Source organism: Pseudomonas sp. SLBN-26, from assembly GCF_006715895.1.
Lineage (GTDB): Bacteria > Pseudomonadota > Gammaproteobacteria > Pseudomonadales > Pseudomonadaceae > Metapseudomonas > Metapseudomonas otitidis.
This window is the reverse complement of the sequence record NZ_VFOB01000001.1, coordinates 3,365,640-3,385,638: the sequence shown is the minus strand read 5'-3', so window position 1 is coordinate 3,385,638 and position 19,999 is coordinate 3,365,640. Positions and strand designations below refer to the sequence as shown.

Here is a 19,999-nt window from a genome sequence, read left to right as displayed (position 1 = left end):
AGCCTTTCCACGAGTTATCCACAATCCGTTCCACAGGAAATGGGGGCAGAAAACACCCCCTGCGGCATCCCGCCGCTCTAGTTCGCGGCCTTGAAACGCGACGGCGGGTATTGCCTTTTCCCGCGTCTGATGGCAGGCGCCGGTTCGTCGACAATCCCCTGGGAAATTTCCCTTTTACGTGGGCTGTACGAATTCTGCTCGCTGGCTTGAATGCCAGTATTCATGGGGCTTGCAGGCAGTTCTCTACGAGTTGTCCACAGGCTCCTCCACAGTTTTTGTGGGCAGCTGCAGGCTTGCCTGGAGCCGGTTGATCTGTTAGCCGGCAGGCGATTCCGCGGTTTCGGATTTGTACGAAAAATGATCAGTTTAGGCGGGGGCCGGCCCCTGCTGGGGCCGGGCTCGGCATCCACCCGCTGTCCACAAGGTTATCCACAGGTTCTGTGAATAGTCGGGCTCAGGCCTCGCCGCCCTTGCTGGCACGCAGGGCAGCCGCCTGCAGCTTGTAGCGGGCCACTTCGGTGACGTCGTAGATGACGATGCACAGGTGGTCCACCTGGCCGTTGGCGCCCCCCAGGGGGAGCAGGGTGACGTTCTGGTACATGAAGGCTTCCTCGCCGGTGATCGGCTGGTAGTTGTCGAAGCGCATCAGGTACGGGCGTTGTTCCCACAGGCTGAAGGCCCGGGTGCCCAGTTGCACCACGCTGTCCACCTTGCGCCGCAGCCAGGTCTCGTCGATCTCGGCGAACAGCTCGAACAGCGGCTTGCCGTGGACCTCGTCGGGGCCGAGGCCGGAGTGGTTTTCCATGAAGCTGTTCCACACCTCGACGCGGTACTGGCGGTCCACCACCACCACGCCGACGTCGATGCATTGGACGATGTCCAGCAGCCAGTGGATTTCCTTGATATCGATCTGTGCCGGCATGGGTCAGTCCATCAGGTAGCGGATCTTGTGGGTGAGGCGCGGGATGGCCTCTTCGGTGAACAGCACCAGCAGGTCGAAGTGGATGTCGTGGCCCTCCAGGCTGTAGCTGATCTCCACCGCCAGGGTCTTCTTCCAGCGGCTGCGGTTGAGCTGGATCAGCCGCTCGATGGAGGCGTGCTGGCCCAGCAGCTGCGGGTGGCCCTGGGAGAAGCGCACGTCGATCTGCTCGGCGATGCCCGCCAGGCAGGCGCCGATGAGGATGCTGGCGAGGTCCAGCAGCATCTCCGAGGTCTCGTTGTCGTCGGCCGGCTGCCAGCGCAGCAGGCGCGCCATGTCGGCGATCTCCGAGTCGTGGAACAGCAGCAGCGCCTCGCCGGCGATGGCGTCGCCGATGAAGCCCTGGCACACCGCGCTCAGCCGCTCGCCGCGCTGGGCATCGGCCAGGGTCATGTGCAGTTCGCTGACTTCGAAGATGTTCACGTTGGGCACCGGCAACTGCACGAACACCCCGAGCACCTTGGCCAGCAGCGCGGCGGCGCGGCCCATGGCGACGTTGGTCACCTCGCGCAGGGCGTCGCGGAAGTTGACCTTCAGCGACAGCTCTTCGCGGGGCGGCAGGTCCACCGGCGGGGCGTCGTCGGCCGGCGGGCGCATCAGCCCCAGGCGCAACAGGGTGGCGCGCAGTTCGTCGGGGTCGGCGGGCTTCTTGATGAAGGCCAGCGCGCCGAGTTCCATCACCCGCCGCTGGGCTTCGTCCTGGATGTCGCCGGACACCACCACCACGCGGGCCTTGAGGCCCTCCGCGCGGAGCTGGGCGAGTACCTGGTAGCCGTCCATCACCGGCATCGTCAGGTCGAGCAGCACCACCAGGCCGAGGCCCTGGCGGATCGCGGCCATGGCTTCTTCCCCGTGGTTGGCCTGGGTGATGGACACCGGCCATTCCGGGGGCAGCGCGCGGATCAATTGCTTGCGCGCCATCATCGAGTCGTCGCAGACGAGAAGGGGGATCACTGAGCGGTTCCGCCGTGGACTGCTGGGAGGTGAAAGCAAGCATAGACGCTGTGAGGAGCGCCCCGGAAGCCGTCTTGCACCTTCTCTGTGGGGTGTTCTTCAGCGCGCGTCGAGGGGGCGCACCATGAAGCGGTGGGCAGCGATGCCGGGCACGCCGGACGGGCGCTCCAGCATCACCCGAAAGCCCAGGCGCTCGTACAGCGCCTGAGCGCGGGGATTGGCGGCGGAAACGTCCAGCGCCGCGCGGTGGTAGCCCTCCAGGCGGCCCAGGTGCAGCAGGTGGTCGATCAGCTGGCGGCCGATGCCCTGGCCAGTGAGGTCGTCGGCCACGCCCAGGTGGGCGAGGTAGCAGGCGTCGCGCGGTGGTGGCTGGATCACCTGCTCCAGCTGCAGGCCCCGGCGGATCACCGCCAGGGCGCCCAGGTGGTAGAAGCCGAGGATCTGGCTCAGCGCCGCCAGGCTGTTGGCGAGGTTGCGGGCGCCGCTGAAGGCCGCGCCGGTGGCGACGATGCGCCCGTCCAGCTCGCCGACCCAGTGCAGGTCATGGCCGAACTCGCCGGCCGGGCGGGCCAGCGTCCAGCGCAGGAAGTCGAGCGCGTGGCGCTTGCCGTGGCTGAAGGCGTAGTCGAAGGCGGCCGGGCCCGAGCGGTAGACCAGCGGGGCGATGGCGGGGGCATCAGCGGCGACGGCGGGGCGGAAGATCAACGGCATGGTGACTTCGACTGCGCGGGGGAGAGGCGAAATCTAGCACGATGGTTCCGTTTTCCAAGTGGCCGTCACGCCGGGGCGTCGATCCCCAGCCAGTCCAGCATGCCCAGGCCAGCACGCCGGCCGCTGGCGAAGCAGGCGGTGAGCAGGTAGCCGCCGGTGGGGGCCTCCCAGTCGAGCATCTCCCCGGCGCAGAAGACCCCGGGCAGGTCCTTCAGCATCAGGCCCTCGGTCAGCGCCTCGAACGGCACGCCGCCGGCGGAGCTGATGGCCTCGTCCAGCGGGCGCGGGCGCACCAGGGTGAGGGGCAGGCGCTTGATCACGGCGGCCAGGCGCGCCGGGTCCTGGAAATCCGCCTGGCTGGACAGTTCCCGCAGCAGGCTGGCACGGGCGCCGTCCAGGCCCAGCTGGCTGTGCAGGTGCTTGGCCATGGAGCGTGAACCCCGGGGGCGGGCGAGGGCGGCGCGGACTTTTTCCACAGGCTGGTTGGGCAGCAGGTCGAGGTACACCGTGGCCTGGCCATCCCGGTTGATGCGCTCGCGGATCGCGGCAGACAGGGCATAGACCAGGCTGCCCTCGACGCCCTGCTCGGTGAGCACGAATTCGCCCTGGCGCGGCGGCGTGTCGTCCAGGGCCATGGCCACCGGCTTGATCGGCGCGCCGGCGAACTTCTCCTTCAGCAGCGCGCTCCAGCCCGCCACCTCGAAACCACAATTGCTCGGCTGCAGGCGCCGCACCGGCACGCCACGGGCTTCCAGCAGCGGCACCCAGGCCCCGTCCGAACCCAGCCGTGCCCAGCTGCCGCCGCCCAGGGCCAGCAGGCAGGCGCTGGCCTCGACGTGGACTTCCCCGTCCGGCGTGGCCAGGCGCAGCGCACCGCCCTCGGCCCAGCCGAGCCAGCGGTGCCGCGTGTGGACCTGCACCCCCAGCTCGCGCAGGCGCTTGAGCCAGGCCCGCAGCAGCGGTGCGGCCTTCATGTCCGTGGGGAACACCCGCCCGGACGTCCCGACGAAGGTGTCGATCCCCAGGCCATGGATCCACCCCCGCAACGCCTCGGCATCGAACCCTTCCAGCAGGGCGGCCACCTCGCCCCGCCGCTCACCATAACGCCCCAGGAAGGGGGCCAGCGGCTCGGAGTGGGTGATGTTCATCCCGCCAACACCGGCCAACAGGAACTTGCGCCCCACCGACGGCATGGCGTCGTAGAGATCGACACGTACACCGGCACGGGCCAGGACTTCAGCGGCCATCAGGCCGGCAGGGCCGCCGCCGACAACGGCGACGCAGGGGAGGGGCTGGGTCATGAAAGGCAGGGGCTGATTGGAGTGGCGCGCATTCTAGCAGGAGTGATGGCTGGGGCGTTGGGGAGGGATGTCAGGGGCTAGTTCGAACAGCCCAGCGCGTTTTCTTCGTCACAGTTCAATACTTGAAACAAGGGGGTGAGATTGATGGTTATATCTTTAACGCACTCAATGTGTGTTGTTTTGTCAGGTTTTGATTGTGAGGATACGGTAATGCCTGATCGTACTTCCGGAGTTTCTTCCATGTTATAGCTGCTGTAAATCTCATAGCGGTAATCACCTCTTATGAAATTAATTCTGGCGTAGTCGACTCCGCTTCGGAAATAGTGATTGAACCAAAAAGGCTCGAAATGACGTTTCGAAGAAGCGCTGATGGTCAGTTCTGGCGTGTCGAGATTGCCGAAATAGTATGTGAGTGACGAGATTCTATTATTGATCTCCTTGCCACAAAGACTGATCAGTTTCGATCGTTTCGTTTTGCACGAAAAATATACTTTTTCCCCATTTGGACAGGCTGCCTTAGTGGCAGGGAGGATCTCTCCGTGAGCTGCATTGTTTAGGAAGGCAGCAGCTAAAAAGAGGGTGATAAGAAAATGAAATTTGATGTTCATGGGCTGGATTTAAGCGTGTCCTGTGATCTATTGAATGCGCGAGCTGGAATGAGGCTGTCTTTTTTACGGGCTCTCATGGATTGTATATAAATCAGATAGTGCTCTTTTGCTTTCGTGCTATTGCCCTCGCTCCATAGGGAATCCGCTAAATTAAGATGCGCTACTGTACGGTTGGGCTCTGTTTCCAATATTTTTTCCAGTAACCAAATGGCTTCTCGGTGGTAGCCCGCCTGTTGCCAGTAGTAGGCAATGTCGTTGAGTATTTGCTGATTTGCCTTCAGGCTCTTCTGTTCAATTCGTGCGCGTATAAATGCTGATCTGGGGAAGTCTTTTAATCCATCGGGCGTTGCTGCGAGCGTTTTGGTTTGATCTAGGAAAGCTTGCAGAATCACCTGTTCAGAATCTGTATCCAAGGCATCCAGTTTTTTTCTGACTTCGTTGCAAGACGCTGAGTGACAATTAACCAGTTCAGCGTTCAGTCTGCTTGCTCGGTAACAATATGGAGGGGAAGGATTGAGGCCGGGGCTCGGTATTTTATCTAGGATTACTAAATCTGTTGCAGCGTCCAACGTTTCGCACAGTGGCGTGGGGCCGAACAGATCGGGTATCTGGTTGTTGAACGCAATGATATCCGAGCGTCTAATTATTTTGCTGGCTAGCACTTCCTGTATGTAAAACTGAGTGCTGCTTCTTCGAGCAATCCAGCCATGGTTATCTTGTGAAGTGCAGTTGCACTCGCACATGACTAGATAAGTATTCGAGTCCAGGTCTAGACGGATATTGCTAAGTAAGTTGGGCGGGCAGAAATGGCGTTCTGCAGAGAATGTACAGTCTCCATTGGGAGAACAGGTGATTTCTGGCAATTTTTCGGCGTAGGAAAAAAGCGGTGATAGGCTTATCGATAAAAAAATCACTCTGCGATTAATGGCTTTCATTGATGGGTAGTTTTTCTTTTTGCAAAAATATTCAGCTTTTATTCTAGGGTTTTTCAATTTTCGTGTTTTTGATCTGGCGTTGGCTGGTCAAAAAAAGCAAGCCTGGAAAGGCAGTTAGACGTCTCCTCGTCGTACAAAGCTCTGCTTAGTGTGCAGTTGACGTCTGCGTATTTTTTCCAATAGCTGTTCTTTTCTGCTCTTCTGATTATTTCTTCTTTCAGTTTTTCTTCGTCGAGGCTTTGGTTGTTTTGTATTGTATATTTTTTGAATTTTTTATAAGCGTGATTTATTCCGTGGTTGAGTAGTGTCTCAAGTTCAATTGTTCGGCTATCAGTAATGTCTGTTTCGCAGTTTTTCTTTTCTGCATAAGCTTCGTTTCCTGCGTGACTGCCATCAGGATATTTTCCCTCCGAGTCTGGTTGATACACTTGGCAGGTTTTGTCTCTATATGAAATCCAGAGTCTTTGTGATTTTATTAGGATTGCTTTGGATTTCTCAGGTATTGAAGCTAATAGTTGTTTGTATTTTTCATTGAGCTTTTTGTCAGACTCTCTTAGAAGAAAATCAGAGCAACTGTTGATGTCACGAGTGGTAATGCTGTTGCAGAATTCAGGCACAGTTGAGTGCGCATTGCTGCAGTAAATAGAGGCGATTATTGCAAGTGGCAATAATTTTTTCACATGGCTATCTTCATTATGTACAGTTTTCATGGTCTTCAAAGGAAATTGCCTTTCATTTGCCTCATTTGTCGTGCTGAATTATTTGCTCAAATAGTCAATGAGGATAATGAGTTTTTTAGTGTGAAAAACATTGTCGCCTTGTGATTTAGTAGGGGATGGATGTAGAAGTGCTATCTTTGGTTTGGAAATAATTGGCTTTTCTATGAGGGGAACTATTTAAAAATTCTCTTGTGTGGGAGGTTCGATAGGTTGGTTTAGGTGTTGGTCAAGGTATTTTTTGATGTCTCCTGCTGTCTTTAGTTTGAAATAGGTCTGCTCTCCTTCTTGATAGCCATCTAGGCCGCTCATGTTTGGGTTTAACTCTATTTCTTTGTTTGCGATAAGTCCGGATTTGGTCTTTTTATAGGCAAAAATCTGGTAGAGCTTTCCATATGTCCCAATCCCGCGACTATTAATTTCCCACGATATAATTGTAATGGCGTTTTTCTTATTGTGTATGTTATGGAAGAATAGTGTCTCAACTGATGGTGGGGAGCCAGCTATATAGTATCTGTCGATAATTGTTTCTTTTTCGCATTTTCCAAATTTCATTTTTGAGGTAATGAGATAAATAGGTTCGTTTGGGATTTTGGAATCGGAGAAATATATCTCTGAATCGTTATTAAGTTGGTTTTTGAATGGTCCATGCACTATGTTGTTCCTGTACTTACATAAGACGGTATCTGAAAGTGCTTCTGTTGAAAAAATAAATGATATAGGGAGGAGTAAGAGTCGGAGCATTCTAGGTCTCATGTAGGATGTTGAGGTAATGCATTAATCTGAACTTTAAAAAGTTGTAGCTTATTTAGTTTTGCAGTCAGCTCTTCTTTTTGCGCGTAGGGGGATTTTTTCTGATCTTCCAGTGTTCTCCATGTCTTCTATGTATTCGTGATAGAAGTGGCATGCGGTGTCTTTCATGTCTAACTCCCAATAGCCATCAGCAAGATTTATTTTGGTGACTATTCGATCAGGGAATTTTTGGTGGATTTTTTCCAAAAGCATTGTCGAGAGTACAGTGTTGCCGGCTTCTTGCATGTAAAAGGCGTAATTGTTCAGGAGCTCTACGTTTTGAGTTTTCAGGGTGGTACTTAGTTCGTAGACAAAATCCGGTGGGATGGGTTTTCTGTTGTCTTCGTCTGTTTTTGATGCTGTCTTGTAGAATAAGGAGTCTTTTTTTTCTAAGGTTAGTGCTTTTTTTAAGAGTGCTATGTCTTCATCTATCGCTGCCGCCTGTTGTTGTTTGCCCTGTGCTTGATAGGTGGGGGCTTTTTCTTTGAAGTCCGACAGCAAAACACAACACTGAATGCGCTGAACGTGAAAATTGGTAGGGAATTTCTTTTCTTTAGGGATTGGTACTTGCTTCAGTGCATAAGTTTCATCTCGATAAGGCTCATCCCAAGATGACTCTTTGATAAGAATCCAGTTATCTAACTGATTGTGCCAGCGAAATGTATAGGTTCTTTGCTCTATGGCCTTTGGTGAATAGAAATCTAATGGAATTACTATCTCTCCTGGAAAGTAGCCGGGAGCTATTCCGGCGGATATCATGTCAAATACACCAGAGATTTCTTTGCCATTTCCTAGTGATATTTTTAGTAAGTTTTTTCCGTCATGCTTCTCTAAGGGAGTTATGGTGTAAGAGTCGCATATGGTGTCTTGGTTGAAGTCGTAAGTGCAGGTTTTTGCTATTGCGTGAGTTGCTAAAATGGAAAATATAGATGTGGTTATAAATTTGTACATTATTGATTTCTCAAGATTTCTATGCGTTGTTCAGCGTGCTCTTTTGCCTGCAGTGCTCTTCGTGTGGGACTGTAATATTTAGTGGTTGTGTCATCTCTTACACTTTGCGTAGTGTTGTATATTTCTATATATCTTGAGTAGCCAAGAATTGCCTGGATTTTATCTTTGGTCTTTCCAGCAGTGCTTGATCCAGGGTCGCTCCAAAGCCCCCATGCGAAAGAAGGCTTTGCTTTATTGTATGCTTCGCTATCTTCTAGTTTGTAGGAGCCGCTTATGTTTAATTTTGTGCAGTTGTGTATTTTAAGCTCATCAATTGCTGAGTTAACTAGCGAAAGTCTATGGTTGTAGCCATTAAATCCACCATTAATTAGGTAGGTTAGATAAATAAAATCATCTTTGTCTGAGAATCTATGAAGCTTCCTGAATTCACTCCAGAACCATCCAGTTGAAAGTACGCAATGCGGTGCTTGGGCCATTTTCAAATAGTGAGGGTGGCCGATAAAGTTTTCGCCTATATAATTTCCGTATTCGCGATAATTTGTCTCTCCTGTTATTTGCAGTAATCCCCTTCCGATGTACGGGTGATAGGCCGGTAACGGTGAGCCTGGGTTAAGCCCTTCGGTCAAAAAATTCATATTTCCACTTTCGTGTAATATTTGTGCAAGTGCATGAGCTCGGCTTATGCAATGGTCAAATTTAAATACCTCAAACATCTCATTGATCGGATCAATATAGAGGTTGATGTTAGTTGTAGATGCTTGAGGAGAGATTGCGCGAAGTTGTGCTTTTGTTAATTTATTTTTACATTTGCAACTACTGTTGGAGTGGCTGGTTAGTAAAGCCAAAGCATGAAAATGCCACGCCTTCCCATCCTCACTAATCCCATGCTTGCCCGCTAACGTGGCCCACCAACAAAGTTCCTTGATGCGTTCCTTCTCACTTGCCCAATTGAGATTCGGATCAATACCCGGGAGATGCCCCATCAGGGGATCCAGTTCGTCCCATTTATCGGGTTTCCAGTACCACTCGCTTTCATAGTGAGTCACCAGTTGTGCGATGGATTGGGCGTTCCAGGGTTTTGCCAGAGCGGGGCCTATTTCCTGGGCGGTCAGCAGGCCCTTGGCGCCGCCGGGGCGAATGATGTCGTACAGGCGCGCTTTGATCGGGCCCTGGTCTTCCTGGCTGACCAGGGCGCGGTAGTTGGCGCTTTCCTCGTTGGTAAGACGGCGCCAGGCTTCGTAGAAGTAGGTGGCTTTGCCAACGGGACTGCCGGTTTCCTGGATGAAGTCGTAGCCCTCCCACTCCCAGGGGCTGTGGCGGGTGGTGATGAGGTCCTGCTCGGCCAGCCAGCCACTGATGGGGTTGCCGTTGTTGTCGGCGAGCAGGTTGTCCAGCCGCCACCAACGGGTCGTTGTGGGCGTGGCACTGCTGGGTAAGGTGGTGTTCTCTTGCAGCTTGCTGTCGGCTGGGAGTCCGTCCAGCAGGCTCTGCGGGATGATCAGGTCGACGCCTATGGTCGTTCCTGCGTCGCTGATCTTCGGGGGATTGCTGGCGTTGATGTCGTCGCGGTGTGGGATGAGTTTGCTCGCGTTCTTGTGGACCTTGAGCAAGGTCTTCTGCTCATCGGGAAGGCCGGCAGCCCAGGCTTGGCTTTTGGCGATGAAGGCAGGGACGTCTTCGCAGCTGAACACTTCCAGGTGCAGCAGCCGTTGTGGACTTCGGTCGTTTTCGTTTTGGTAGTGGCCCAGGTGCCCGATCAGTTCGCCAGCCTTGATCGGGTGGGGCGTCGGCAGGGCGTACACCTTGTTCGGCTCGGGCGCCGAGCGCGTGCTTTCAAGCGAGCCGAGATGCACGAAGCCCTGGATGTTCCCTGCGCTGTCGGGCGAGAGGGGGGCTATGTCCTTGCCATCCACGATCTCTTTCAGCTTGCAGTAGGTTCCCGTGGAGGACTCCAGGCGGAATGTCGCACCCAGGGGCAGTACGCCGACGATGGGGTCATCACGGCGGCCGTTGCCGTTCTTGCGTACGTTGAGCCCTTTTTCCGGCGCCAAGGTGGGCTCCTGGTCGTTGGCCCGCTCGCCGACCAGGAAGATGCCGGCCTCGGCTGTCTGCTCCATCTCCCCGGGGAAGACCCACATGTTCTCCGTGATCGCCACGGCGGGCAGGGTGCGGCCTTCCACGACCGCCAGGAGCCTGTACCACCCACTGTGGATGGGGTGGGCGTCGCCGACCCTGACCTTGCTGCCTTTGGGGATCAGCGCGACGACCCGGCCGGTGCGTGGCTCGGCCCTGATGCGCAGCCCCTTTACAGGGTCCGTGGCCTTGTCCGCCTTCACCTTGTAGAGGGTTTCCCCCATGAAGGCTGGAGGGTTTGGGGCGTTTGTGCCGGTGTAGCCCTCCCAGTTCAGCAGGTGCATGTAGAGGCTGAAGAAGGTCAGGGACGGCGGCGGTTCGGGGGCCGTGCCGGCTGCTGTCGGTTTTGCCGGCGCTTCCAGGTGATGCTTGACCAGCACGAAGCTTCGGGAAAAGACCGCATTGAAGGATGCGCCAGCGGAGGTGAAGTACTGGCTTTCGAGGTGGCGCGTGTCGATCCGGTAGGCGATCACTTCGCCGTCGGCGATGCAGCACACCTGGGATTGATCGAATACCGCTTCGGTCTCGCCATCGAAGTGAACCCCACCGTGCCACTGGCCGTTCGCGCCGACCGGGTAGTAGCCGCCACTTGCCTGGGCCATTGCCGTCAGGTGCTGGATGGGATCGAGTTTCCCTGCCTTGGGCTTGAAGGGAAAACTCCAGTTCTTGACCTTCGTTGTGTCGCTCATGTCTACCGGTCCTTGAGTCATTGCGTCCTGAGCGCTCAGCTCGAGAAGTTGAACATCCGTTTTGGCTGCTGGGGCTCTGTGGGTGTGTTCTGCAGGGCTTTCTCCAGTTCATCGCCTGCCTTGGCTCGATCCGCCTTGCCCGGCAGCACCGGCGGCTTGATGCCGATACCCGAGCCCTTGCCCGGCACCCCACCGGCGTTGAGCTTGGCCAGCGGGCCGCTGACGGTGATGCCGCCGGGGTCGAGCTTGATGAAGCTGCCGCCGGCCTGGAGGGTCAGTTCCATGCCGGCTTCGATCACCAGCTTCTGCCCGGCCTTGAGGTGGATTTCCTGCCCGGCCTCCACGAGCCGGTTGCTGCCGATGCGGATGTGCTGCTCGTTGCCCACGGTGAGGTGGTCATCCAGCTTCAGTTCCGTCTTGCGGTCCTTGTGCAGGGTGTGGTGCTGCTCACCGAGGAATTCGCTGTAGACGCTGCCTTCCACCCGGTCGTGGCGCTGGTTCCCGACGCGGATCTTCTGGTCGTGTTCGATGTTTTCGTCCCAGTCCCGCTGGGCGTGGATGTAGATCTGTTCCTGGCCCTTGCGGTCTTCGATGCGCAGTTCGTTGTAGCCCCCGCCGCCGGGGCTGCTGTAGGTCTTGAGCAGGGTGCGGGTCTTGTGGGCGGGGAGTTCGTAGGGCGGTTGGTGGACGCCGTGGTAGAGGCAGCCGGTGACCAAAGGTTGGTCGGGGTCGCCTTCGAGGAAGGTGACCAGCACTTCCATGCCGATGCGGGGGATGGCGATGGCGCCGTAGGCGTTGCCGGCCCAGCTGCTGGCAACGCGGAGCCAGCAGCTGGTGTGCTCGTCGGCCTGGCCTTCACGGTCCCAGTGGAACTGGACCTTGATGCGGCCGTGGCGGTCGCAGTGGATTTCTTCGACCTTTGGGCCGGTGACGACGGCAGTCTGGCTGCCGAGGACTCGGGGCTTGGGATGCTTGAGGTCGGGGCGGGCAGGGACGTCCCAGGGGATGGCCTGGAAGCGGTTGCGGTAGCCCTGTTTGAAGTCGCTGTCTGGCGAGGCAGGTTCGCTGATGCCGGGCAGTGAGACGCCGAGGGCTTTGCTGGCGGCGTTGCTGGCCAGGTTGCGCAAGGTGTCCTTGGCGCTTTTCACCATGCCGTCGATGGAGGCGAACTCTTCCAGCACCTGGGGCTGCTTGCCTTCGTGGTGGAGGGCGGTGATCAGCCAGAGGTCGTTCCACTCGGGCTTGGGGTGGTCGGTGAGACTGAGGAGGTGGCCGCTGATCAGGCGCGGTTCGTCACTGTCGCCGTCGGCGAGGCGGTAGTCGCGGCGGTGGCGTTCCTGGGCCTGGCGGGCGAGGCGGCGGCCGCGGTCGCGTTCGGTGAAGCGGCCGGGGTAGTCGTAGTCTTCGAGGTCGGGTTGAGGGAGGTCGTCCTGGGGCTTGTGGGCGGCTTCCATCAGCAGCCTGGGCTTTTCGAAGAAGTAGTCGCGGCGGGTGACCCGCAGGGTGCGGGCTTCCATCCGCAGGCCGAAGCGTTTGATGACGGGTTCGTCGGCGACCTGGCCGGTGTTGGCGAGGTAGGCGACGGGGCGGCCGAGCTTGGGGAAGGCGCTGGCGTCTTCGCCGAAGACCAGCAGGTGGCTGTCGCTCTGGTGCTCGAAGTGGAAGTGCAGGCCCTCTTCTTCGCAGAGGCGGCTGATGAAGTGCAGGTCGCTTTCGTCGTACTGGGTGCAGTAGTCGCGCGGTGGCGGTGCCTTGGGGCCGAGGCGGAAGCGGTAGGTGTCGGCGAGGATGCCGTGGTCTTCGAGGACCTGGCTGATGATCTGCGGGACGCTCAGGTGCTGGAAGATGCGCTGGTTGTGGCGCAGGGCGAGGTAGGCGAGGCGCGGTACGAGGGTCAGGTGGTAGTGGGTGAGGCGGTTGCCGATCTCGCCGACGGCGATGCCGAAGACCTGCCCGTGCACGCCGCGCCCGTCGGGGGTGAAGGCGAGGAAGGCGGGTTTGTGCAGGAGGCTTTCGAGGTCGAGGCGGCTGTGCTCGCTGACCAGTTCGATGTCGAAACGGAAGGGCTGGTTGAGGGCTTCGTGGCCGGTGAAGGCGAGGACCTTGAAGTCAGGGTTGGCGCCTTCGATATCGAGGCTGAAGTGCGCCTGGTTGGCGGGGTTGAACATGCGGGGCTCCGTCCATTGGAACTGGGAGGACGGAGCCTGCCGGGTTGGGCAAGGGCGATTCCATCAGGCGCTTCCGATAGTCACGCGGGAAAACGAGCCAACGCGTTGTTGGCGCTCACACAGGCGCTAATCCCCACGCTGTGGGTGGCGCCTGGTGGCTTAGCGCTGCTGCAACTGCGGTTCGGCCTGGGGTTGGGCGTGTTGCTGTTCGAGGCGTGCGGCCTGGGCGGCCTTGGCCCGCTGGACGTACTGCTGGTAGGCCGGGATGGCGATGGCGGCGAGGATGCCGACCAGGAAGATCATCACGAAGCCGCCGGCCAGGCCGACCAGCCAGGCACTGCCTTTGGTGTGCCCGTATTTGGCGTTCCAGGTCCGGTCACTGGTGCAGAAGAACACGAAGGCTTCGATCAACGAGATCAGGCTCGGGATGCCGGTGCCCCAGAACAGCATGTAGAACAGGCCCCACCACTGGCCGAGGTAGAAGCGATGGAAGCCCAGGCCGCCGAGGAGCAGGGCGAGGACGCCAGCGCTGATCTTGCTCTTGCCGTTCAGGTTCTGGTCGGCGTTGCAGTGTGGGCAGGTGGGTGCAGTCGAGGCGATGGCGGTACCACAGTTGCGGCAGAACACGCTTTCCACTTCGAGGTTGGCGCTGGGCGCCTGGTAGGGCTGGGCTTCCATGAGGACGTCCTTGTGTTAGGGAGGGCGACTCTAGCACTGGCCCAGAACGGCTGCTAGCACATGGCCATGGCCACCCGGACGGGTGCCCGGGACCCTATGCGAGGCCCTCGCTCCGCCACACCCGCGCGGCGCTGTGGTGCAGGATGCCGTGGCGGCGGGCGAGGGCGGCGCGGTCCTTGTCGTAGCCGCCGCCGATCACCCCCACCACCGGGATGTCGCGGCCCAGGCAGTGGCGCATCACCGCTTCGTCGCGCCGGGCCAGGCCCGCGTCGGTGAGCTGGAGGTAGCCCAGGGCGTCGTCCTTGTGCACGTCGACGCCGGCGTCGTAGATCACCAGGTCCGGCTGGTAGAGCGGCAGCAGGTAGTTCAGCGCGTCGTCCACCACCTGCAGGTAGCCGTCGTCGGCCAGGCCCATGGGCAGGGGGATGTCCCAGTCGCTCTCGGCCTTGCGTGCGGGGAAGTTCTTTTCGCAGTGCAGCGAGACGGTGATGGCCTCCGGGGTGTCGGCCAGGATGCGGGCGGTGCCGTCGCCCTGATGCACGTCGCAGTCGAAGATCAGCACCCGGCCGACCCGCCCGGCCTCCAGCAGGTAGCGGCTGATCACCGCCAGGTCGTTGAAGATGCAGAAGCCTGAGGGGAAGTCGTAGTGGGCGTGGTGGGTGCCGCCGGCCAGGTGGCAGGCCAGGCCATGTTCCAGGGCCAGCTCCGCCGCCAGCAGCGAGCCGCCCACCGCGCGCACGGTGCGCCGGGCCAGGGCTTCGCTCCAGGGCAGGCCGAGGCGGCGCTGGTCCTCCCGGGCCAACTCGCCCTGCAGGTAGCGGGCGATGTAGTCCGGGCAATGGGCCAGGGCCAGCACCTCCGGCGGGCACAGGGCCGGGCGGTGCAGGGTGGCGTCGGTGGCGATGCCGCTGGCCACCAGGTGCTGGTACAGCAGGCGGAACTTCTCCATGGGAAAGCGGTGTTCCGGCGGGAAGGGCGGGCTGTAGTCGTCGTGGTAGACCAGCGGCAGGTCCATCGGCGGGTTCTCGTGGCGAGGCGCGGCCGTATGATAGGCGCCTTTGCCCCGGCCCGAGAAAGCCCATGCCCGCCCCCGAGTTGCTGACACCCCGGCTGCGCCTGCGCCCCTGGCGCGACGATGACGCCCCGTCCTTTGCCGCACTGAACGCCGATCCGGCAGTGATGCGCCATTTCCCCGCCTGCCTGGACCGCACGGAAAGCGACGCCCTGGCCGCGCGCCTGGGCGAGCACGTCGAGGCCCACGGCTTCGGCCACTGGGTGGTGGAGCAGCGCAGCGATGGCGCCTTCGTCGGCATGCTGGCGTTGCTGCACGTGGGCTTCGAGGCGCCCTTCACCCCGGCGGTGGAGATCGGCTGGCGCCTGCTGCCGCGCTTCTGGGGCCAGGGGCTGGCCGGCGAGGCCGCAGGCGCGGTGCTGGACTTCGCCTTCGCCACCCTGGGGCTGGAGGAGGTGGTGGCCTTCACCGTGCCGGCCAACCAGCCGTCCTGGACGCTCATGCAGCGGCTGGGCATGCGCCGCGACGAGGCGGGGGACTTCGAGCACCCGCGCCTGCCGGAGGGTCACCCCCTGAGGCGCCACGTGCTGTACCGCATCGGCCAGGCGGATTGGGCGGCGCGACGCTGAGGACGGGCGTGCCGCCGGTCGCCTCTTTGGACCTTGCACGGGGCACCCGCTGAAATGGCGTGAACATCCCCGATGTTTTCCCTCAACCCGGAGCGGCCGAACCTTTATCATTTGCCCCCGGCCGCGCTGCTCGGCCCACCCCGAACGATGAAGACCGCCGCACGGCCGATGCGGCGGCGTGCCTTGCTGAGGAGAACCCCATGACCCAGGTGCTCGACGAACTGGTCGCCCTGCTGAGCCTCGAATCCATCGAGGAGAACCTGTTCCGTGGCGTCAGCCAGGACCTCGGCTTCCGCCAGCTGTTCGGCGGCCAGGTGCTGGGCCAGTCGCTGTCGGCGGCGAGCCAGACGGTGGAGCCGGAGCGCCATGTGCACTCGCTGCATGGCTACTTCCTGCGCCCCGGCGACGCTAGCCTGCCGGTGGTCTACTCGGTGGAGCGGGTGCGCGACGGCGGCAGCTTCAGCACCCGCCGGGTCACGGCGATCCAGAAGGGCCAGCAGATCTTCACCTGCAGCGCGTCCTTCCAGCAGGACGAGGGCGGCTTCGAGCACCAGATCACCATGCCCGACGTACCGGGCCCGGAGAACCTGCCGAGCGAGCTGGAGCTGACCAAGCGCAATGCCCACCTGCTCTCCGAGCGGGTGCGTGACAAGTTCCTCTGCGCCAAGCCCATCGAGATCCGCCCGGTCAGCGCCAACAACCCCTACGACCCCAAGCCCGGCGAGCCGGTCAAGCACGTCTGGTTCCGCGCCGATGGCTCTCTGCCGGACATCGCCGCACTGCACAAGTACATCCTCGCCTATGCCTCGGACTTCGGCCTGCTGACCACCGCCATGCTGCCCCACGGGGTTTCGGTGTGGCAGAAGTTCATGCAGGTGGCCAGCCTCGACCACGCGCTGTGGTTCCACCGCGACCTGCGCGCCGACGACTGGCTGCTCTACGCCATGGACAGCCCCTGGTCCGGCAATTCCCGCGGGTTCTCCCGTGGCAGCATCTTCAACCGCGCCGGGCAGCTGGTGGCCTCGGTGGCCCAGGAAGGCCTGACCCGCCTGCGCGAGGACTGGAAGTGAACGCCCGCCAGGCGCGGCCGCTGGCCAGCTACCGGCACTGGGTGTTCGACATGGACGGCACCCTGACGGTGGCCGTGCATGACTTCGCCGCCATCCGCCGGGCGCTGGACATCCCCCCGGAGGACGACATCCTCCATCACCTGGCTGCCCTGCCGGAGGCCGAGTCCCGCGCCAAGCACGCCTGGCTGCTGGAGCACGAGCGCGAACTGGCCCTGGCCTCGCGCCCGGCCACCGGCGCGGTCCCGCTGGTGCGGGCCCTGCACGAGCAGGGCGTGCGCCTGGGCATCCTCACCCGCAATGCCCGTGAGCTGGCGCTGCTGACCCTGCAGGCCATCGGCCTGGATGACTGCTTCGCCCACGCCGACATCCTCGGCCGCGACGAGGCACCGCCCAAGCCCCACCCGGGCGGGTTGCTGCACCTGGCCGAGCAGTGGACGGTGGCGCCGGAGGAACTGGTGATGGTGGGGGACTACCGCTTCGACCTGGACTGCGGCCGTGCGGCCGGTGCCGCCACGGTGCTGGTCAACCTGCCGGAGAACCCCTGGCCGGAACTGGCCGACTGGCACCTGCCCGATTGCGTGGCGATGCTCGACCTGTTGCGGGCCGAGGCGCTTCCCGCGCGCTGATCAGGCCTAGAGGCGCTGTGCCGCGAAGGTGTCGCAGCGCTTCACCTGGCCGCTCTCGAAACCGGCCGTGAACCAGCGCACCCGCTGCTCCGAAGTGCCGTGGGTGAAGGCATCGGGGCGGACCTGGCCCCGCGCCTGGCGTTGCAGGCGGTCGTCGCCGATGGCGCTGGCGGCGTTGAGGGCTTCCTCGACATCACCCGGCTCCAGCCATTGCAGGCGCTTCTGCGCGTGGTGCGCCCAGACCCCGGCCAGGCAGTCGGCTTGCAGTTCCTGGCGTACCAGCAGGCCGTTCGCGCCTTCCAGCCGTGCGCCCCGGCGGCGCGCCTCGTCGAGGCGGGCGGTCAGGCCCAGCACGGTCTGCACGTGGTGGCCCACCTCGTGGGCGATGACGTAGGCCTGGGCGAAGTCGCCGGCGGCGGAGAAGCGCTGGCTCATCTCGCGGAAGAAATCCAGGTCCAGGTACACCTGGCGATCACCGGGGCAATAGAACGGGCCCACCGCCGAACTGGCGTGGCCGCAGGCGGACTCCACCGCGCCGCTGAACAGCACCAGACGCGGCTCCGGGTAGCTGCGTCCGGCCTGCTGGAACAGCGCCTGCCAGGTGTCCTCGGTGTCGCCGAGCACGGCGCGGACGAACTCCACCTCCTGCTCGTCGCCCACCGGTGCACCGCTGTGGGGCGGCGCGGTGGCCACCGAGGCCTGGCGCGCCACCTGGTCGAGGATGGTCAGCGGGTCTTCCCCCAGCAGCAGGCCGACCACCACCACCAGGGCCAGCCCGCCGAGGCCCAGGCCCTTGCCGGGCAGGCCACTGCGGCGGGCGTCCACCAGGTTGTCGCTGCGTCTTGCGCGCTGCCAACGCATCGTTGCCTCCGCTGCCGTCAAACGGCCAAGTCTTGTCGCCCGGCGCCGTGAACGCCAGGTCGGTCGTCAGGCCAGCGTTTCGGGAGCCGGCAGCAGGGTGGCGCGGGCCAGCAGGTGCACGCCGCCGCCGACATGCACGTGGCCGTCGGCCTCGACGCGAACCTCCAGGCGGCTGGGGCGCTGCAGGAAGCGCCCCTGGGCGAGGGCGAAGGGCTCGCCCCGAGGCGCCAGGCCGCGCTCCACCAGCCAGGCGGCGACCGGGCCGGCGGCGCTGCCGGTGGCGATGTCTTCCACCAGGCCGGCCGGGTCCCAGGTGCGGCCTTCGCGAGCGTCCACGTCGATGAGGAACACGAAGGCCGCGCCGATGGCTGCCAGGTCGTCGTCCAGCAGGCGCTGCTGGCGGGCGTTGGCGAGGCCGGCGGCGGTCACCGGCAGCAGCAGGTAGGGCAGGCCGGTGCTGACCACCCGGGGCGGATGGCGGCGATCCCACTGGCTGCTGAAGGCAGCGGCGAAGGCGTCGGCGGCCGTCGCGTCCAGTTCCTGGCCGAACCGGGCCGGGCCCTGGTCCATCTCCGCGTGGTAGCCGCCGCCGGCCTGGCGGCGGGTCGTCAGCGGCACGTCGCGTTCGCCCAGGCGCAGGCGCCAGGTGGCGCTGTCGGTGCGGGCATGCAGGTGGTGGAGCAGGGCGGCGGCGCCGAGGAGCGGGTGACCGGCGAAGGGCAGCTCTTCTTCCAGGGTGAAGATGCGCGCGGAGAACAGGTCGGCCTCGGCACCGGGCGCGAGGAAGATCGACTCGAACTGCCGCAGCTCCCGGGTCAGTGCCTGCATCGCCTCGCCGGAAAGCCCCCTCGCGTCGGCGAACACCGCCAGCCCATTGCCGGCCAGCACCCGTTCGGCGAATACATCGACCTGCCAGTAATCCATTTTTCCTGCTCCTGAAGTGCAGACGGCCGCTCCAAGGACACTTCTAAAAACTACCTGCGTTGTCATCGCGGCGTTAAAAACAGGCTCGTGCGCGAGTCCGATCAAAATGCTCATTTACCACACGTAAACTGCGCTTTTTCGCCTGTTTTTGCCTTGCGCTGACGGCCTCGCCTACGTTTTTAGAGGCGCCTTATAGAGGGGCCGCCATTGTGGATAAGTGGCGATCAGTGTGCCGGATATTCCGCCAGCACGCTCTCGCGGCCCTGGCTGTCGAGGCCGACCACCTGGTAGGCGTCCTGGCGGTCGCCCATCTCCATGCCAGGGGAGCCGATGGGCATGCCGGGCACGGCAGCGCCGATCAGGTCGGCGCGCTCGCGCAGGCGCAGCACGTCGCGGGCGGGCACGTGGCCCTCGACGAACTTGCCGTCGATCACGCCGGTGTGGCACGAGCCCAGGCGGTGGGGCACGCCGAGGCGCTCCTTGACCGCGGCCATGTCGTTTTCCACGTGGTCGTTGACCTGCAGGCCGTTGTCACGCAGGTGGCTGATCCAGGCCTTGCAGCAGCCGCAGTTGGGGTCGCGGTAGACGTCCAGGGTGACCGGATCGGCGGCCTGGGCGAACAGCGGGGCAACGAGCAGGGGGAGCAGGTAGAGGCGCATGGGAGTTGTCCTGGCGGAAATCGGCGGAGCTTAGCGCCATGCGGGCCGTGGCGCGCGCCAAGGCTGTTACCGGATGTGCCGTTCAGCCCACGCGTCGGAGGGGGAAGTCCTGCAGCAGCAGGGCGATGGCCTGGTCCAGGTCGGTCTGCGCCAGGTTGTCCAGGGGCTGGCCTGCGCGGGCCTCGTAGAGCAGCCGCTCGTCGAAGCCGTCGAACACCCGCAGGCTGAAGCCTTCACCCTCCTGCGGTCCCGGCAGGCCGTAGCACAGCGCCAGGTCGCCTTCCTGCTCGCGGTAGCGGTAGCCCTTGGCATCCATGGCCTTGTGCACGGCGTTGTCCAGGCGCTGGCCGAAGGCGGCCTGTTCCGGGGCCAGGCTGCCGCGCACGCTGAAGGTCGCCGGGGCTGCCGCCGGGGGCGTGTCGTCACTGCCTTCTGCCGTGGGGGCGAGGCTGGCCCCGAGCAGCATGGCGAGCAACGGCAGGCTCTGGCGCGGGGGCAGCATGGGTGTCTCCTCGGGTGGCTGGACTGTCCGCAGCCTAGTCCCGGCCCGTCTGGCCCGGCACCGTCCGATGGGTTGGCCGAACGATTCGGCGGGGGCCGGGT

Annotated in this window: 20 protein-coding genes; 3 read left to right on the top strand and 17 right to left on the bottom strand. The window is 61.7% G+C overall.

Going from position 1 to position 19,999, the window contains the following annotated elements; genetic code table 11:
- Window positions 1-454: 454 nt before the first annotated feature.
- From FBY21_RS15510 to FBY21_RS15450, 13 genes are all read right to left on the bottom strand, one after another.
- Window positions 455-922, bottom strand: coding sequence for a PAS domain-containing protein (locus FBY21_RS15510; protein WP_142012173.1), 468 nt, complete (start codon window positions 920-922; stop codon window positions 455-457).
- Between the two features lie 3 nt (window positions 923-925).
- A complete protein-coding gene (locus FBY21_RS15505; RefSeq protein ID WP_044410626.1) occupies window positions 926-1,933 on the bottom strand; it encodes a response regulator in 1,008 nt (335 codons plus the stop codon).
- A 99-nt stretch (window positions 1,934-2,032) separates the two neighbouring features.
- Window positions 2,033-2,644, bottom strand: coding sequence for a GNAT family N-acetyltransferase (locus tag FBY21_RS15500; RefSeq protein WP_142012171.1), 612 nt, complete (start codon window positions 2,642-2,644; stop codon window positions 2,033-2,035).
- Window positions 2,645-2,709: 65 nt separating this feature from the next.
- Window positions 2,710-3,945 (bottom strand): TIGR03862 family flavoprotein, encoded by a 1,236-nt coding sequence (locus FBY21_RS15495; protein WP_142012169.1) that lies wholly within the window; start codon window positions 3,943-3,945, stop codon window positions 2,710-2,712.
- Between the two features lie 77 nt (window positions 3,946-4,022).
- Entirely contained in the window at window positions 4,023-4,553 is a 531-nt protein-coding gene (locus tag FBY21_RS15490; protein ID WP_142012167.1) for a hypothetical protein, read from the bottom strand.
- Window positions 4,550-5,488, bottom strand: coding sequence for a bacterial transcriptional activator domain-containing protein (locus FBY21_RS15485; protein WP_142012165.1), 939 nt, complete (start codon window positions 5,486-5,488; stop codon window positions 4,550-4,552). Before FBY21_RS15485 ends, FBY21_RS15490 begins: the two co-directional genes overlap by 4 nt.
- A 53-nt stretch (window positions 5,489-5,541) precedes the next feature.
- Complete coding sequence (locus tag FBY21_RS15480; RefSeq protein WP_142012163.1) at window positions 5,542-6,198, bottom strand: lysozyme inhibitor LprI family protein; 657 nt, start codon at window positions 6,196-6,198, stop codon at window positions 5,542-5,544.
- A gap of 186 nt (window positions 6,199-6,384) precedes the next feature.
- Window positions 6,385-6,858: a hypothetical protein gene (locus FBY21_RS15475; protein WP_142012161.1), complete on the bottom strand. Its 474-nt coding sequence runs from the start codon at window positions 6,856-6,858 to the stop codon at window positions 6,385-6,387.
- A gap of 150 nt (window positions 6,859-7,008) precedes the next feature.
- On the bottom strand, window positions 7,009-7,947 hold the full coding sequence (locus tag FBY21_RS15470; protein ID WP_142012159.1) for a tetratricopeptide repeat protein: 939 nt from the start codon (window positions 7,945-7,947) through the stop codon (window positions 7,009-7,011).
- On the bottom strand, window positions 7,947-10,769 hold the full coding sequence (locus FBY21_RS15465) for a glycoside hydrolase family 19 protein (RefSeq protein WP_142012157.1): 2,823 nt from the start codon (window positions 10,767-10,769) through the stop codon (window positions 7,947-7,949). The genes FBY21_RS15470 and FBY21_RS15465 overlap by 1 nt, the downstream gene beginning before the upstream one ends.
- Before the next feature lie 35 nt (window positions 10,770-10,804).
- Window positions 10,805-12,937 carry a type VI secretion system tip protein TssI/VgrG gene (tssI, locus tag FBY21_RS15460; protein ID WP_142012154.1) on the bottom strand — a complete coding sequence of 711 codons (2,133 nt, stop codon included), beginning with the start codon at window positions 12,935-12,937 and terminating at the stop codon, window positions 10,805-10,807.
- Window positions 12,938-13,096: 159 nt separating this feature from the next.
- Entirely contained in the window at window positions 13,097-13,615 is a 519-nt protein-coding gene (locus tag FBY21_RS29960) for a zinc-ribbon domain and TM2 domain-containing protein (protein WP_142012152.1), read from the bottom strand.
- A 94-nt stretch (window positions 13,616-13,709) separates the two neighbouring features.
- On the bottom strand, window positions 13,710-14,630 hold the full coding sequence (locus FBY21_RS15450) for a histone deacetylase (RefSeq protein ID WP_044410613.1): 921 nt from the start codon (window positions 14,628-14,630) through the stop codon (window positions 13,710-13,712).
- Between the two features lie 65 nt (window positions 14,631-14,695).
- Between FBY21_RS15450 and FBY21_RS15445 the strand changes: the two genes are divergently transcribed.
- From FBY21_RS15445 to FBY21_RS15435, 3 genes are all read left to right on the top strand, one after another.
- Window positions 14,696-15,256, top strand: a complete 561-nt coding sequence (locus FBY21_RS15445; protein WP_142012150.1) for a GNAT family N-acetyltransferase — start codon at window positions 14,696-14,698, stop codon at window positions 15,254-15,256.
- 200 nt (window positions 15,257-15,456) lie between these two features.
- Window positions 15,457-16,326, top strand: a complete 870-nt coding sequence (gene tesB, locus FBY21_RS15440; RefSeq protein ID WP_074973104.1) for an acyl-CoA thioesterase II — start codon at window positions 15,457-15,459, stop codon at window positions 16,324-16,326.
- Window positions 16,323-16,952 carry an HAD family hydrolase gene (locus tag FBY21_RS15435; protein ID WP_269082612.1) on the top strand — a complete coding sequence of 210 codons (630 nt, stop codon included), beginning with the start codon at window positions 16,323-16,325 and terminating at the stop codon, window positions 16,950-16,952. Before tesB ends, FBY21_RS15435 begins: the two co-directional genes overlap by 4 nt.
- Window positions 16,953-16,958: 6 nt before the next feature.
- On the opposite strand, the gene FBY21_RS15430 is transcribed toward FBY21_RS15435, so the two are convergent.
- The 4 genes from FBY21_RS15430 to FBY21_RS15415 all read right to left on the bottom strand — a co-directional run bounded on the left by FBY21_RS15430 (window position 16,959) and on the right by FBY21_RS15415 (window position 19,898).
- Entirely contained in the window at window positions 16,959-17,813 is an 855-nt protein-coding gene (locus FBY21_RS15430) for a neutral zinc metallopeptidase (protein WP_142012148.1), read from the bottom strand.
- A 66-nt stretch (window positions 17,814-17,879) separates the two neighbouring features.
- On the bottom strand, window positions 17,880-18,737 hold the full coding sequence (locus FBY21_RS15425; protein ID WP_142012145.1) for a PhzF family phenazine biosynthesis protein: 858 nt from the start codon (window positions 18,735-18,737) through the stop codon (window positions 17,880-17,882).
- Between the two features lie 224 nt (window positions 18,738-18,961).
- Window positions 18,962-19,396 (bottom strand): DUF411 domain-containing protein, encoded by a 435-nt coding sequence (locus FBY21_RS15420; RefSeq protein ID WP_069563630.1) that lies wholly within the window; start codon window positions 19,394-19,396, stop codon window positions 18,962-18,964.
- Window positions 19,397-19,478: 82 nt separating this feature from the next.
- Window positions 19,479-19,898, bottom strand: coding sequence for a DUF4136 domain-containing protein (locus tag FBY21_RS15415; RefSeq protein ID WP_142012143.1), 420 nt, complete (start codon window positions 19,896-19,898; stop codon window positions 19,479-19,481).
- Window positions 19,899-19,999 lie beyond the last annotated feature (101 nt).